Annotated in this window: 17 protein-coding genes; 6 read left to right on the forward strand and 11 right to left on the reverse strand. The window is 42.7% G+C overall.

From position 1 onward, the window contains the following. Positions 1 to 82: 82 nt before the first annotated feature. The 5 genes from V7K45_RS19335 to V7K45_RS19355 all read right to left on the reverse strand — a co-directional run bounded on the left by V7K45_RS19335 (position 83) and on the right by V7K45_RS19355 (position 3422). Positions 83 to 1096: an ATP-binding SpoIIE family protein phosphatase gene (locus V7K45_RS19335; protein WP_335006209.1), complete on the reverse strand. Its 1014-nt coding sequence runs from the start codon at positions 1094 to 1096 to the stop codon at positions 83 to 85. A 1-nt stretch (position 1097) separates the two neighbouring features. After that, positions 1098 to 1544 (reverse strand): anti-sigma regulatory factor, encoded by a 447-nt coding sequence (locus tag V7K45_RS19340; protein WP_335006211.1) that lies wholly within the window; start codon positions 1542 to 1544, stop codon positions 1098 to 1100. Next, complete coding sequence (locus V7K45_RS19345; protein WP_335006213.1) at positions 1483 to 1896, reverse strand: STAS domain-containing protein; 414 nt, start codon at positions 1894 to 1896, stop codon at positions 1483 to 1485. The genes V7K45_RS19340 and V7K45_RS19345 overlap by 62 nt, the downstream gene beginning before the upstream one ends. 13 nt (positions 1897 to 1909) lie before the next feature. Continuing rightward, complete coding sequence (locus tag V7K45_RS19350) at positions 1910 to 2788, reverse strand: STAS domain-containing protein (RefSeq protein WP_335006215.1); 879 nt, start codon at positions 2786 to 2788, stop codon at positions 1910 to 1912. Between the two features lie 196 nt (positions 2789 to 2984). After that, on the reverse strand, positions 2985 to 3422 hold the full coding sequence (locus V7K45_RS19355) for a YidH family protein (RefSeq protein ID WP_335006217.1): 438 nt from the start codon (positions 3420 to 3422) through the stop codon (positions 2985 to 2987). Between the two features lie 220 nt (positions 3423 to 3642). On the opposite strand from V7K45_RS19355, the gene msrA reads away from it, so the two are divergent. Next, on the forward strand, positions 3643 to 4311 hold the full coding sequence (gene msrA / locus V7K45_RS19360) for a peptide-methionine (S)-S-oxide reductase MsrA (RefSeq protein ID WP_335006219.1): 669 nt from the start codon (positions 3643 to 3645) through the stop codon (positions 4309 to 4311). Positions 4312 to 4437: 126 nt separating this feature from the next. Here msrA and V7K45_RS19365 read toward each other — a convergent pair whose 3' ends face one another. Continuing rightward, positions 4438 to 5634, reverse strand: a complete 1197-nt coding sequence (locus V7K45_RS19365) for a serine/threonine protein kinase (RefSeq protein ID WP_335006221.1) — start codon at positions 5632 to 5634, stop codon at positions 4438 to 4440. A gap of 184 nt (positions 5635 to 5818) precedes the next feature. Between V7K45_RS19365 and V7K45_RS19370 the strand changes: the two genes are divergently transcribed. After that, a complete protein-coding gene (locus tag V7K45_RS19370) occupies positions 5819 to 6163 on the forward strand; it encodes a type II toxin-antitoxin system RelE/ParE family toxin (RefSeq protein WP_335006223.1) in 345 nt (114 codons plus the stop codon). Then, a complete protein-coding gene (locus tag V7K45_RS19375) occupies positions 6150 to 7619 on the forward strand; it encodes an addiction module antidote protein (RefSeq protein WP_335006225.1) in 1470 nt (489 codons plus the stop codon). Before V7K45_RS19370 ends, V7K45_RS19375 begins: the two co-directional genes overlap by 14 nt. On the opposite strand, the gene rfbB is transcribed toward V7K45_RS19375, so the two are convergent. The 4 genes from rfbB to V7K45_RS19395 all read right to left on the reverse strand — a co-directional run bounded on the left by rfbB (position 7546) and on the right by V7K45_RS19395 (position 11464). Then, entirely contained in the window at positions 7546 to 8607 is a 1062-nt protein-coding gene (gene rfbB, locus V7K45_RS19380) for a dTDP-glucose 4,6-dehydratase (protein WP_335006227.1), read from the reverse strand. The two genes, V7K45_RS19375 and rfbB, sit on opposite strands and share 74 nt — an antisense overlap. Positions 8608 to 8787: 180 nt before the next feature. Then, a complete protein-coding gene (locus tag V7K45_RS19385; protein ID WP_335006229.1) occupies positions 8788 to 9783 on the reverse strand; it encodes a glycosyltransferase in 996 nt (331 codons plus the stop codon). Positions 9784 to 9877: 94 nt separating this feature from the next. Next, positions 9878 to 10579, reverse strand: a complete 702-nt coding sequence (locus V7K45_RS19390; RefSeq protein ID WP_335006231.1) for a DUF6391 domain-containing protein — start codon at positions 10577 to 10579, stop codon at positions 9878 to 9880. 621 nt (positions 10580 to 11200) lie between these two features. Continuing rightward, complete coding sequence (locus V7K45_RS19395; protein ID WP_292870113.1) at positions 11201 to 11464, reverse strand: helix-turn-helix domain-containing protein; 264 nt, start codon at positions 11462 to 11464, stop codon at positions 11201 to 11203. A gap of 363 nt (positions 11465 to 11827) precedes the next feature. Here V7K45_RS19395 and V7K45_RS19400 point away from each other — a divergent pair, with 363 nt between their 5' ends. Both V7K45_RS19400 and V7K45_RS19405 read left to right on the forward strand, forming a co-directional pair. Further along, positions 11828 to 12805 carry a carbohydrate kinase family protein gene (locus V7K45_RS19400; protein WP_335006234.1) on the forward strand — a complete coding sequence of 326 codons (978 nt, stop codon included), beginning with the start codon at positions 11828 to 11830 and terminating at the stop codon, positions 12803 to 12805. A 490-nt stretch (positions 12806 to 13295) separates the two neighbouring features. Then, a complete protein-coding gene (locus V7K45_RS19405; protein WP_292816760.1) occupies positions 13296 to 13727 on the forward strand; it encodes a DUF6006 family protein in 432 nt (143 codons plus the stop codon). Positions 13728 to 13830: 103 nt separating this feature from the next. Here the strand turns inward: V7K45_RS19405 and V7K45_RS19410 are convergent, their stop codons facing one another. After that, positions 13831 to 14508: a polysaccharide deacetylase family protein gene (locus V7K45_RS19410; protein ID WP_335006236.1), complete on the reverse strand. Its 678-nt coding sequence runs from the start codon at positions 14506 to 14508 to the stop codon at positions 13831 to 13833. Between the two features lie 382 nt (positions 14509 to 14890). Here V7K45_RS19410 and V7K45_RS19415 point away from each other — a divergent pair. Further along, a partial coding sequence (locus V7K45_RS19415) for a calcium-binding protein (protein ID WP_442942012.1) occupies positions 14891 to 15123 on the forward strand: 233 nt, incomplete at its 3' end.

Genomic DNA, 15123 nt, shown 5'->3' on the forward strand with positions numbered 1-15123 from the left:
ACTCATTACTCATTACTCATCACTCATTACTCATTACTCATTACTCATTACTCATTACTCATCACTCATTACTCATTACTCATTACTCATTACTCCCCATTCCTTTGGCAACTAACACTGTCACATCGTCCCGCTCTCGGTTAAAGTCTCGGTATAGCACACCTGCAATCAGGCTGGGATGTTTTTGCATCAAGCCTGGATAGCGATCGATCTGCCACTTAGAGCTTAATCCGTCAGAATGCATAATTAAAATTCCGTTGGCATACCAGGGATAGCTAAACTCTTGAATTTTGCGGATTTCATGTCCGACCGTGCCATTGTGAGATAGCAGATGGCGGTGCTCAGTAAAGGAGAAAATGCTGGCAGCGATGTTGCCAATGCCCGCAAAGCGCATGGACTGTTGTTCAAAGTCGATTTCGGCAATGGCGAGTGCTGCTCCTCGCGTACTTCGCAAGGCGGCGTGGGCAGCTTCGACGATCGCCCCCGGAGAACGATGAAGATGTTCTTGAAACATTCTCACGGCAGCAGAAGCAGCAGAAGCCGCGGCAGGCCCATGCCCTAAACCATCAGCTACTAACAACAGGCTACGACAACTATCGACTTCCGATGCCCAGGTATCCCCGGAAACCTCTTCTCCTCGTTTGGGCAAACAGATCGCTCCAATTTCTAAAAATTTTTCAGGCAAATGGGGGGCTGGGTCTGGCCAGAGGTGAGCCAAGAGCGCTGTTCCTTGGTTGGGAACGGAGTAAATTTCCAATAAACCAGAAAGGCGATGAATTGCACCCATACCATTGCCCAAGGTTCCGGCTGTGGAAAAGCCATCTTGCAAACACTCATCCACATCGACCATTCCCCGTCCTTTATCTAGCGCTAAGATTTCAATGCCAATTCTGGAATGTTCTTTGAGCGATCGCAGCAGCACGACTCCCCCGTGGGCGTGCTGTACCAGATTGTTCGCAATTTCTGTCACCACAATCCCAACCTTGCCCCGTTCTGTTTCCTGAAAACCGAGCTGAGTTGCTAAAGCCATCGCTGCCCGTCTGGCTTCTCCGGTCTGGCTAGATTCAGTAATTGTGACAGCGACAGATTCTTTCATTTTATTTCCATCGTACAATTATTATCCGTGTCCCTTCTCCCACCACAGACTGAATCTCAAACTCGTTGGCAAGTCGTTTAGCACCACCCAGCCCCATACCTAACCCGCTACCCGTGGTGAACCCATCCTTTAGCGCTAGTTCGATATCGGAAATTCCCGGCCCCCGATCTTCAAAGGTCAGCCGGAGTCCTCGTCGTCGCCCTTCCTGAAGGGTTTCTAGCTTGACTGTGCCGCCCCCTCCGTAGTCTAGGGTATTGCGGGCTAACTCACTGGCGGCGGTGATAATTTTAGTTTGGTCTACTAAGCCAAAGCCAATTTCCACGGCCAGCTGGCGCACAGACTGCCGAACTAAAACTACATCTGTAGAAGATTGAATGTTAATCGTTTCAGTCTTCTGCATCATCATCTGCACGCCATTTATTGGCAGTGATTTGATACGTGGTTTCATTGAGTGACGATCGCAACAATGCCATACCCTTTTCGACGTTTAGGGCAGTGCGAATCCCCGTCAGCGACAGCCCCAATTCCACTAAGGTGATTGCCACAGCAGGCTGCATCCCGACGACAACTGTCTCAGCATCCAGCACCCGTGACATTCTGGCAATGTTCGCTAAAATCCTCCCAATGAAGGAATCAACAATCTCTAATCCCGAAATATCGATCAGGACACCGTGAGCGTGAGTTTGAGTGATGCGGTTTGTCAAGTCTTCCTGTAGCATGATGGCAAGGCGATCGTGCATATCTACCTGGATTGTCACAAGTAGAAAATTGCCCATTTTAAGTATAGGAATGCGTTCCATTGCTTTTTTCCAGCTATTTGGATTGAGAGCGGGTAATGGTCGTTCCCAACCGTTTTAGCGCCGTGAGAAAGGCATCGGCTAACGTTGCTTTTGTGACTACATTTGTCAAGTCAATGCCGAGATAAACGATCGTTTGGGCAATTTGAGGACGAATGCCACTGATCATACAATCAGCTCCCATGAGACGGGCGGCAGTAACAGTCTTGAGCAGATGTTGAGCAGTCAGGGTATCGACAGTGGGAACCCCAGTAATGTCAATGATGGCAACTTCGGAACTGGTTTCGACAATCTTCTGCAATAACGACTCCATCATCATTTGAGTCCGGGCACTATCCAGGGTGCCGATTATCGGCAATGCCAAAATTCCCTCCCAGAGTTTAACCACTGGGGTAGACAGCTCCATCAACTCTTCCTGCTGCCGCAAAATCACCTCTTCCCGCGCCTTTTGATAGACTTCAATGGTCAGTAATCCTAGCTGATCTAGTAAGTTTGTGGCTAACCAGATATTTTCACCCAACTCAATCGGGTCTTGCAATTGCTGACGCATTCGCTTGAAGAGGGGTTGCTTGAACGAAAAGACGAATGTAGCGGTTTCTGAGGGTGTGAAACCATTTTGCGATCGCGATCGAGAAATGCTGTTGAGCATCTCCCGCATATCTTGCCACGTTGCTGCCTGAATATTGGTAAAGTTGCCCCGCCCAACGGCAATCCGAAACAAACTAAGGAATTCTCGGCACTCTTCCTTTAGCTGTGCTTCTTTAATCAAGCCTCTCCGAATATTCACAGTGGCTAGTTCTTGAGTCCACTCCGACAGCAATTCTGCCTCGAAGGTTTCTAATATCTCTGATATCTTACTTTCGCTCATCGTTTCTTTGAGGGCAACCGCTTTCATTAGTTCAAAATCAGTGTATGACGATTCAGCCCAAGGTGAAAGCGACGATCGCAAAAAGCCTAAAAGCTTGCTAGATATAAAGTGCGATAAATTGGGCAGACATAGAGCGATGCATGGGTTGGGCTACGCCTACCCTAAGATTGATTGAGAATCGGCAAAAAAGTTACAAAAAAATGCGATCGTCTAAAAAGTGTATTTAAGGCAAATTTCGGGACTGTGGTTGAATGGGAAGCGGAGAACGAGAAGGTACTTTATCGCGCCTTAAAAGTAAAGGAAGACTTAGAAACCCCAAAATAATTACTACTCCAGTCATTATCCAAACCGTCAACCTATTTGGTCTATAGTCACCTCGTTCAATTTGCCAGAAAACTTGATTGTATCGCCACGCAGCTAAGGCAATAGTCGAAATTCCAAAAATTACCAAAGCAACACCCAAATTTTCCGAGTTAGATAATGGACTTACCGGAGGTTCTTGTTGAGTAATAGCAGTATTCAACTGACGCAGAAATATACCAAATCGCGCGATCGCAAAACCAAAGCCAATCAATGCAATTGAAGTGCGTAGCCAAGCCAGAAATGTCCGTTCATTCGCTTGATGCTCCCTTTGACGGTCAATTTTCGGTATTTTATCCATGAGTAGCTTCTGAGCCTAAGTTCGCCTTAAAAAGTATTCATAACATTGATGAATAGCATGAACTAACGCCACACAGGACTTACACAACTGGCATAATTGCCCTCGATGCAACAAAAGCGTACCTTCAATATCAACAAGGTCTTAATACTTACAACCCCAGCGATCGCGAGAATCTTTACAATGGTAAATAAGGTAAAGATATATATCAGAGTCAAAATCAATGGCACTATTCGGATTTGGCAAAAAGGTAGTTATGCCCACACCTGAGGAAGCTTTGCCAGGAAGGGCACAATCTATCTCAGTACCCGCAGCTCATTATGTCAACAAGAATCGCTTAAAACCTCCTTTTCCCGATGGATTAGAGAAGGCAATCTTTGGCTTGGGCTGTTTTTGGGGTGCAGAACGCAAATTCTGGCAACTTAAAGGAGTTTACACCACCGCAGTCGGTTACGCTGCTGGGTTCACACCCAACCCCACTTATGAAGAGGTATGTAGTGGGCGAACCGGTCACAATGAAGTGGTGTTGGTTGTGTTCGATCCCAAAGTGATTAGTTATGCCGAACTGCTGAAAGTCTTTTGGGAAAGCCACAATCCCACCCAAGGAATGCGCCAAGGTAATGATACTGGCACTCAATACCGTTCGGGAATTTATGTATATTCCGAAAATCAAAAGCAGCTAGCAGAAGCATCGCGGGAAGCTTATCAGGAAGCTCTCAACGGTGCAGGTTATGGCAAGATTACTACAGAAATCTTGGATGCGCCTGAATTCTACTACGCCGAAGCTTATCATCAGCAATACCTGGCTAAAAATCCCAACGGGTATTGTGGTTTGGGAGGGACAAATGTATCTTGTCCTGTGGGTGTAGTTGAATCGCAAGTTAGTAGTTAGAAGGAAGCAGGGGGGCAGAGGGTCAGAGGGGCAGGGGAGACAAGGGGACAAGGGGGAATTATTGAAGAAGTTTCTCCCTTGTCTCCCCCATCTACCTTGTCTCTTCCTCATGCCCAATGCCCCTACTTAAAATACAGCTTTGAGTAAAGCGATCGCTCGCACCCATAACATAATACTAATAGGCGCTCCAAGTAGAATACCAGCGATCGCCCAGCCTCTCTGATGGGCTTTGAATTGTTCAATGCTGCGCCACTGCCTACTTTTCCAAGCCCATTCGTTGCCTTTTGCACCGAGTGCGATCGCCATTATCCACCAAGCATTAGGTACAAAACAGAATAAACCATACCATACTTGATTCGGCCACATCCACAACCAAGGCATTAGAAAAGCACCCCAATTCCAACCGAGAATTTCCTCTGGAACTGTTTCATTGTGATTATTAATACCGCATCCAGAATTGTTGATGATTTCTTTTAGTGGCAAAAGCTGATTCTTATTTGCAGATTTGACACTCAGTCCCGATTTGAGGGCATTCAGCGCAACGCTAGCACTAGTAAATCTTTGTTCGGGAGCGGGTTCTATCAACTTTTGTAGCCAACTGACAAAACTGGGACTGAGGTTATTAACTCGGTCTGTAAATTGTAGTCGCAAATCCTGCTGGGGTAAATCAGAGGGGGAAGTTCCAGTGAGCAAATGAATCAAAGTCGCTCCCAGTGCATATAAGTCTGAAGCCGCAACAGCTCGACCACCAAATTGTTCCATTGGGGCATAACCATAAGTCCCGACAACGGTAAAAGTAACGCCTTCTCTTGCGGCTTTATCTTGAACTGCGCCAAAATCAACTAAATAAATCCGATTATCGTCGCCCCAGATTAAATTACTCGGTTTAATATCTCTATGCAACACCCCAGGATTCAACTCATGTAGATAGGTGAGAATATTTAAAACTTCAACAGCAATTTTTCTCGCTCGCTTTTCACTAAACCTTTTGCCAACAGCAAGTTTTTCCTTAAGCGACTCACCAGGGATATATTCTTGGATTAAGCCAAACCAGAGTGTGCGATCGTCGATACAAAAATAATCTATATATCGAGGGATGCGGGGATGATTTAGCTGTTTAAGAACTTGTGCTTCCCTCTCAAAAAGTTTCAGGTCATCCCACTGTACAGTACCGCCAAAGGCCAAAAGTTTGACCACAACGATAGAATTTTCGCCATCAGAGGCTTGTAAATCCAATGCAAGCCAAGTTTGACGAATTCCATTGTTGCCGAGTTGGCGCTGGATTTGATAACGATCTTGTAATATTTGTTCTGGTTGCAGCATCTTAACACCTGCTGGCAATTTACGTTGATCTGATTCCCTTATATTCAAGGATAGTCATTATCTAGATAAACTGTGGCAGCCTGATAATTTATTGAAAGCAGTTGAAGATTGCAATTTTGGGATTATCTAAAAAATTAATGCGAATTATGGTTCGCATATGTTATAAATATAGTAGAGATTAAAAGTGGCCAAAGAAGCACAAACAAAACAGATTATCATCTATGCCAATCAAGACGGTTACGAGCCTTTTGCAGAGTGGATAGATAATTTACGTGATCGACAAGGAAAACGACGTATACTGCAACGCTTACGCCGCCTTGAACAAGGCAATTACGGCGATGTTGCGCCGATAGGAGATGGTTTGAGCGAGTTGCGAATGTTCTTTGGTTCTGGTTATCGCGTCTATTTCGGTGAAGATGCTGAAAATATTGTTGTCGTACTGTTTGGAGGCGACAAAAGCACACAGAATCAGGACATCGAAGACGCAAAAGCTTACTGGAAGGAGTACCTAAGCCGTGAGAAAATTTAGAACACTTGATGAATTTGAAGAAGAGTACTTCCGCAAACACCCGGAAGAAATCGACGATTATTTGACCGAGATATTTCAGGAATATGCAGAGGACAACGATTCCGGCGCATTGTTGGCATCTTTGCGCGTCGTTGCTCGTGTACGAGGAATTAGTGAGATAGCCGAGCAAACAGGCATGACACGCCGGGGATTGCAAAAAGCCTTATCCAGTAATGGCAACCCGCGCCTTGAAAACGTCAATTCAATTATGAAGGCGCTCGGATATTGTCTCACCCCGACTACCAGTAACCAAGGCAGCAGGGGAGACAGCAATATGAGCCAGAAGCTAGCACCAGCAAAAGTACCAACACCAGGAAAAATTTTAAGTCGAGAATTAGAAACCCGTAGCTGGACACAGAAAGATTTAGCAGAAATTATGGGGCGTCCAGTTCAAACCATCAATGAAATTATTCACGGAAGCAAGCAAATTACACCTGAAATAGCTATCGAACTCTCTCAAGCCTTGGGTACTTCTCCAGAGTTCTGGACAAATCTTGAAGCAAAGTATCGGCTTCATCTAGTAGGAAAAGAAAAAAAAGAGCAAGATATAGCTCGTAAAAGTCGATTGTATACAATTGCTCCCATCTCTGAACTAATCAAAAATAAGTGGATTCAAGCAGCAGATTCAATTGATGACTTAGAACGGCAGGTATGTGATTTTTTCGGCATATCTTCTTTAGATGAAACACTCCAGCTAGATGTTAATTTTCGTTGTTCCGAGCATCGAGAGCCAGAGGAAACTTCTCGCATAGCTTGGGTAAAACAAGTTGAGAACCTAGCAAAACAACAAGCAGTTGCTAGTTTTAAACGCAAAAAACTTGAGACTGCTATCCCTGAAATTCTTGCTTGTGCGAAACAAGTAGAAAGTATTGTGCAGATTCCTAAATTGCTGGCAGATTTAGGTGTACATTTTATAATTGTGCCGCATTTAAGCAAAACCTACTTGGATGGTGCAGCCTTATATTTAAATGGTAATCCCGTTATCGCGTTGACATTGAGATATGACCGGATAGATTCATTCTGGTTCACCCTCATGCATGAGTTAGCACATATTGTTTTAGGACATCAAGGAGCTTATTTAGATAATTTGGATGCGTTAAAAGAGAATGATGAGGAAAGAGCAGCTAACGAAAAAGCCGCTGACTGGTTAATAAATCCTCAGACATTAAATGAATTTATTATTACTAGTAAAAAAGTCTTTTCTCGGAAAGCGATTGAAGAATTTGCTCACAATCAAAATAGACATCCAGGCATCATTCTTGGTCGCTTACATTATGACAAATTAGTTCCCCATAAAAATTTGAGACCATTACTCGTTAGAGTTAGCCCCATTTTGGGTAATTTTACAGATAATTTTTGCGATAGTAAGCTTGATATTCCGCAGACAGCAGAGGCTCCCACCAATCACGATGATTGAGATACCATTCAACTGTTAAACGTAAACCCTCAGCAATTGTTACTGAAGGCGTCCAACCAAGCTGAGTTTTTATTTTGTTTGCATTAATTGCATATCTCCTATCGTGTCCCTGTCTATCCTTAACAAAAGCGATCAACTGCTTGGCTGGATATACTGGTAAATCAGGTGCTAATTCATCCATCATTTGACATAAAAGTTGCACGAGGTTAATATTTTCCACCTCATTCTTGCCACCAATATTGTATGTTTCTCCTGGTTGACCATTATTGATTACCACATCTAAAGCACGGCAATGATCGCCCACATAAAGCCAATCCCGCACATTTTTACCATCACCATAAACAGGTAATGGTTTCCCGATCAAAGTGTTGATACACATTAGAGGAATTAGTTTTTCAGGAAACTGATAAGGGCCGTAATTATTAGAGCAATTTGTGATAATCGTTGGAAGTTGATAAGTATGATAATAAGCACGTACTAAATGATCGCTACCCGCTTTCGAGGCAGAATAAGGGCTATTGGGAGCGTAGGGTGTGGTTTCACAAAAAGCTGGGTCATCTGCGCCCAGGCTACCGTAAACTTCATCAGTAGAAACGTGTAGGAAACGATAATCAGATGGTTGTGCTTTCGCCTCCCAATGTTGCCGAAAAGCTTCTAGTAGGGTGAAAGTCCCGACTACATTAGTTTGTACAAAAGCACCTGGGCCAAGAATCGAACGATCCACATGAGATTCAGCGGCAAAATGGGCGATGGTATCAATATTTTCCGTTGCTAATAGGTTGTCTATGATGGTGCGATCGCAAATATCCCCCTGCACAAACCGAAAATTCTCTTTTCCTTCAACCAGCGCCAAGTTTAGACGATTCCCCGCGTAGGTAAGCGCATCCAACACCACCACGCGATCGTCTGGATAAGCCTGACACCAATGATGGACAAAATTCGCCCCAATAAACCCCGCACCCCCAGTAACTAATAACCGCCGACTCATTGAATTTCCTCTCTTCTCTCTGTAATCTGTGCGCCTTTGCGGTTCGTTGCTATGTAATAATTCAGAATTCAGAATAGTTAAACAATCAGGAGAACATTTGATGAATAAATATACCAATCATTCTAGATTACTGATAAATTCTAGCCTTTGACTCCTGGGTGCTGAATTCTTACGTTTCTATTACTTAAAATATTTCTTCCTCAATTTACCATATATCCTCTGAGCGAGTAATTTCGCCATCCGTATTTTAGTCAAACTCTTAATATTAGATGGCTGCTGAATTTTGTGATCAAAAAACTCATTTAACTCATCCAGAATAACTTGGAAACGCTTAATAATATTTTCAGTCCGATGCTCAACCAAAAAATCTTCAGATAAGTTAAAAGCTACTGAAGATTCAATTACCTTCAAAATACGTTGCACATCATATTCTTGAGAATATCCAGCAATTTTATAGCAATTAAATCCAGGGTCTAAGTAATCAGCAAGTCCACCGTTTACACTAGAAAATACTTGACAACCACAAGCAAGAGCTTCCATTGGTTGTAAACCAAATCCTTCACTAACACCCTGTTGTGCCCAGTACTCAGCAGAATCATAGAGGTAAACCTTAGCTCGGTTGAATAGTCCAGGTAAATCCTCTATATATGAGTCAACAACCAATACTTTACAACGTTTTTGCAACGCTGGAATCAATTCTTTAATTAAATATTCCGAAGACTTCCGAGCTTGAACTAAAACATCAATATCCCGTTCCAACCCTAAATTTTGAAACTCATCAGAGATTTGATTGGGCAAATAATAAATCAGAGAATTGGGTGATTTTTCTCCCCAATATCCCATTGTATAGCGGCTAACAGTCATGATTGGAATGCTTGCAGGTAGTCTAAATGAATAACCTGCGCTATGTGCATGATAAACGACATTGTATTGCTTAAGTTTAGCCACAAGTTGAGCTATATCAAATCCCCAACTGATTACAAAAATTACATCATTTAAATTTTGCTCTTTTAGCAAATCATCAATAAAAAGCTTATCTTTTTCCCGTTGACGGTAAGTTACAACATCAGCACTACAGAAATTCTGAGCTAGATTAAGTGCTTTTAACTCAGCCCAAAGACCACCACAGGCAAATTTGCTATCTGTACCGGGAAGTAAGAAGTAAAGTTTTCTCATAATTTTTTTAGGGGAGTAGGGAGTAGAGAGTGTGGAAAGATGGGGAGACAATAGAGAAAATTTTATCTTGTCCCCTTATCTCTTCTTGCTCTCTTTATTCTTGCCAGCCCACTTTAACAAAATGTGCCTCACGCCCCCAAACGTCACGTGTACGGGTAATATTTTCGATTGCTAGGTTAAAAGGAATAGCGGTTGTAAGGTAACGCTGTGCTATGGAACCTAAATCAGGTGCGAGTTCTGCGGCTGTCGTTGCTGCTAACCCCAAACCTATAAGTTGCTCGATTGGTCGAAATGGTAACAATAGATGCACACCGACAGCTAGTCCAGCCGTTAAGAGCATTGCTACTGATAAATTTGTGCCACAACGGGGATGTACGGCCAAATCCCATTCTCCACTGGTAATGCGATGTCGAGCAAGTGTGACTGCACGCCGCAAATCACTAATATTTACCTCACCATAGAGGTAAAATCCCTGCTCAGTAGATAAACCGCCTAATAGTTCATTATCTAGTTGAACATTAGTCGATTCTGCTGGAGCAGAATAGGTACTTTTTGATTCGCTAAGAACCCAAACAGTAGCATGTTCTAAAGCGTGAACCTGCCGCAGCATCAAAATTTCTTTCAACCCTGGAATAAACGATAGCTGTCTGAGTAAGTCGGCATCTTGTGTGGGTTGCGGAAAGTCTGAAGATTGGTTTTCCAGACTTGGAACCTTCTCAGATACAGGTATCGAAAAATCAAAGTTAAAAAATTCAAAGGGAGACCAGCTACCCTGAAAAGAAGCGGAAGTATTCATTGAAATACTACTCCCAAAGGCGATGGGGCAACATAGATTTCTTTCAAATGTAACGCTTGCACCACTGAATTGTTGCGAATTTTTGTAGATGATTGTTTAATTGGGACTTCCAGAAAATAAATTATCCCATTTTCATAGTGGCAGATTTTTTCTCCTCTGCTCCTCTGCTTCCTCTGCCTCCTCTGCATACACAGCAATGGAATATTTTTTTCGTTGGAAATCCTTAGTTAGGATATGGGACATAAGAGGCAGAGGTGCAGCACTTCGGCTCCTTTCGACTTCTCTACGAGACGCTACGCGTTAGCGGAGCTTTCGCTTTAGCGATACGCTCAAGGCAAGTCGCTCAGTGACCGAGGGGCAGAGGGGAAAGACTTACTGCAACTGCTCCTCTGCTTCTCCAATCCCCAGTCAATTTGGAAAGGAATTCCGATCTTTTTAGTTTCCGAGTCCGAGGGTCAGCTGGCTCCACTAACATAAACTCCGGCTGAGTGAAGGACTCGGAACTTCTGGTAGAGTGTTCACACTGAAAACTTAGGCGTAAAGAGGGAAACAATCAGTAAAACTCAAAATTGGTTTGTAATTTACTAGACCAAAGCAATTACGCTTTTACTAGTAAATTGTTTATTCAATCTGGTTAGGCAGAGTACAGCAATTGACATCATTCAAACAGACTTTGCCCCACTGTAAAGCCCAGCGGACAAGGGCTACTCGATTATCTGTCTCAGTCTTAGTGAGAATATTACTGATATGGTTATCAACTGTACGCTTGCTAATCTCCAGTTTTGCTGCAATCTCTTGGTTAGTTAAGCCAGCGGCTACTAAGTCGATAATTTGCAGTTCTCTGTCTGACAGACTAACGGGGGTCTCAGACTTGCCACCAGCCATGACTATTTCTATCCTCCCTTGGTATATGTACTTAATCGCTCTTTCTAATTCTAGAAGATTCTTTTCTTGGTAGGAGTTTCAAGTGTTAGCAGTAATATGATTGTCAATATTTTCTTTGGATTTCAAGTTGCTAAAAATATAAACCACATGAGAGTTTATGTAACAAATATAGCTTATTTTGACAAACACATCCTCTAAGCACTGAGATAAAATAAGCGAGGATTAGAAGCACATACACTCTATATAAGTAGTAAAAATTGCTATTTAATTCTATGAAGGACTGGCGACAGATTAGCAAAAACTATTGTAGATTTTATACTGTAAATTCCTAATCCTAAATCAAAATCTAAAATTGAAAATGAGATGAGCAATCCCCGTGTTTTGTGCCTTGGTGAAATTTTGTTTGATTGTTTAGCCGATCAATTAGGGCTAAAGCTGGAAGAAGTGAAATCTTGGACTCCTTACCCAGGAGGGGCACCAGCTAATGTCGCCTGTGCTTTAGTCAAGCTAGGAATATCAGCAGGATTTATTGGAGCTGTTGGCGAAGATGAGCCAGGAAATGCACTGGTCAAGCTATTACAAGATGTAGGTGTAGAAACGACGGGAGTACAACGCCATCCCACGGCACCAACGCGGCAAGTTTATGTTACACGGGATCTGGCTGGCGATCGCACTTTTGCCGGATTTGGTCAGTACGATACCGCAGAATTTGCCGATACTCGCCTGCAAGCTAAACAATTGTCAGATTCGCTGTTTCAAGAAGCAGATTTTCTGGTTTTGGGTACTTTGGAATTAGCCTATCCTGAAAGTGAAGCGGCAATAAACCGCGCTTTAGAGTTAGCAGAACATTACGACTTAAAAATTGTGCTGGATGTTAACTGGCGTCCTGTATTTTGGAAAGAGCCAAACATCGCCCATCAAAAAATTCCAGAATTATTTAAGCGAGTTGATTTCCTCAAACTCTCCAAAGAAGAAGCTGAATGGCTATTTGAAACCGCAGATCCCGGAGCTATCACTTATCGTCTAGCTTCGATTGAGGGGGTACTAGTGACAGATGGGGAAAACGGCTGCACTTATTGTCTAGGTGAGAACGAAGGCAAATTACCCTCGTTTTCCATCCCTGTAGTTGATACAACTGGCGCAGGAGATAGCTTTTTGGCAGGATTCATCCATCAACTGAGTCAGTATGGTATCCACAGCTTGCGGGATGCAGAAACAGTAAAACGCATTGTCACTTATGCCAGCGCTGTTGGGGCACTGACTACTATTAAACCAGGTGCGATCGCTTCTCAACCTACTGCTGCTGAAGTCGAAGCTTTTTTAGCCACACATCAACTCTAGGAACTAGCATAAGTCACTGGGATATCAGCCACTAAAGGCTGATACTCCCGACTAGAAAATGTAAGAAAATCTTCATAGCATTCTGCGGTCATATTAAACAATAAACGCAATTGGAGAAGTTTTGGTATTAGGTTAACGCGCTCAATTTTTACTTTTAGCAGTTTTGAATTATCCTCAGTGCATAAGAGGAATGTACTCAGGTCAGATATATTTTGAAATTCGTTAGTTAAATACAGCAGAATTCAGTAGTAAAACACGCCTTATACCTGGGTAATAGACAAATAGTTTTGTACCTCACTTTCCTTGAAATCTGCAACAGTTCACCCGTTTGTAATTGATTAATCCGTTCAATTGTACAAACAGGAAGGTGTCGCAATCTATGCACAAAAAATATTAAATCTTTACATTTTTATGATTTGCATAAACAGTAATACTGATATCTATAAGTGAATAGAAAGCATAGATTAGCTTAAGGAATTGGTGAAGCTTTATGAAAAACATCACAAAATGGCTTTTGGGCTTGGCGATTGTTCCTGCAAGTTTGGTATTGGCATCTAGTCATGTTAAAGCCAGTCAAATTGCTGGTGAGTGGTTCTTTGGTCTTTGGGATTGTAATATTGACGGTAGACCAGCGAAAATGCAGTGGAAAGTAGTCGACGATCCACAAACTAGTTGTAACGGTGATGTTTGCTCTACTACTTCTGGTGTCCGTCTCGTCGGGCGGTTTAGTGATAACGGTAGTGCGTGGGTTCCTCTAGGAAAACGTTTTTCCAGCAGACAAAAACAGGATTTAGGTATTCGTTATTTAGGTGCAGAACAAGATAACTGGTATCTCAAATATAACAGTCGTACTAAAATAGCAGATGGTTGGACGACATGGCGGGGTAAGCGCTATCCATTACAATGTCGTAATCGCAGATAAACATATTTGCCAAATTATGCAAAATATGTAAATAAGCGATCGCTAAGTTTGAGTACTAAACACGCCAGTACCACATTTTTATTTAACTTGACAGGCTAATACTTTAGTTAGCCTGATTTTGCTGCCATAGAGTATCAACAGTTACAAACTCATAACCCTGTTGTAGCAGTTGTGGAATGAGAATTTGAATTGTGGCAGCAACATCTTGTCCACCGCAAGCACCATCATGCAAAACAATTATTGAACCATTTTTTACCTGTTGCATAATTCGCTGTACCACAGTGGTGACACCTGGTCGCACCCAGTCTTCTGGGACAACGCTCCACATAACTGGGCGGTAATTCCACTGAGAAAAAAAATTTAAAGTAGCAGGTGTAAATAAACCGTTCGGGGGGCGCACATCTCGCACTTGTTGAGGTTGCAGGTTGCAGGCTTTATAAATGGCAGTTTGGGTTTTTTCTAAACTGTCCTTCAGGTCATTTGGGGAAAGCATGGGAAAAGAGCGATGATCGTAGCCATGCAATCCAATCCAGTGTCTGCGATCGCTAACGGCTTTAGCAATGGCTGGTGAACGGTTGACGCAAACACCCAACCAAAAAAAACTCGCTGTAATCTTGTAACGATCTAACACTGCCAAGACTTCGGGTGTGTATTGCGGGTGGGGCCCATCATCAAATGTGAGCGCGATCGTTTTAGAACCGGGATTTCCAGCCCAAAGGCAGTTGGGAAAACTTGGCTGGAGAATGCGGTAGAAAATTGGGAAGAGGGGAGCTAGCTGCATAAAGTTTTTTCTTTTTCCGTAATCTTGCGTAACTACATTGATTACTTAATATGAGGGTGTCAAGCATGATTCACACGCTTAACAGTCTTAATATTTAGAACTTACACGCTGTACAAATGCACAGTTATATGAATTAGCACTTCTTGCGATCTTAGGTAAGTTTTCCCTTGTTTCTATTCCCAAGTTGGAAATGTAGTTTCCACTCACGATCTATTCCTGTCTAAATGACTTAACTTATTTTTTTAGTTATCAGATCGACAGGAAATATCGCAGTCATAAATGTAGGTGGAAAAGAAAATTACAGCCTTATTCACATAATTGTCTTTTTGTAGAATTGTAAGTCCTAATATTAACAATTAATCTTGATTAAGGATAAACTTTCATGGCAATTAATTTTTCCGGAACTAATGGTAATGATGTTATCTTCGGTAGTAGCGACAACGATACCCTCAAAGGCTTGGATGGTGATGACAAACTGTTTGGTGGTAATGGCGATGACTTCCTAGATGGTGGCTTTGGATTTGACACCATTGATGGTGGTGCTGGAACTGATACCACATCTTACGCTTTCTTCTCTGGTCCAATTGATGCCAATCTCTCCACTGGTGTAGTTAA

The sequence above is a fragment of the Nostoc sp. genome (assembly GCF_036917375.1).
In the GTDB taxonomy this organism is placed as follows: Bacteria; Cyanobacteriota; Cyanobacteriia; order Cyanobacteriales; family Nostocaceae; genus Nostoc.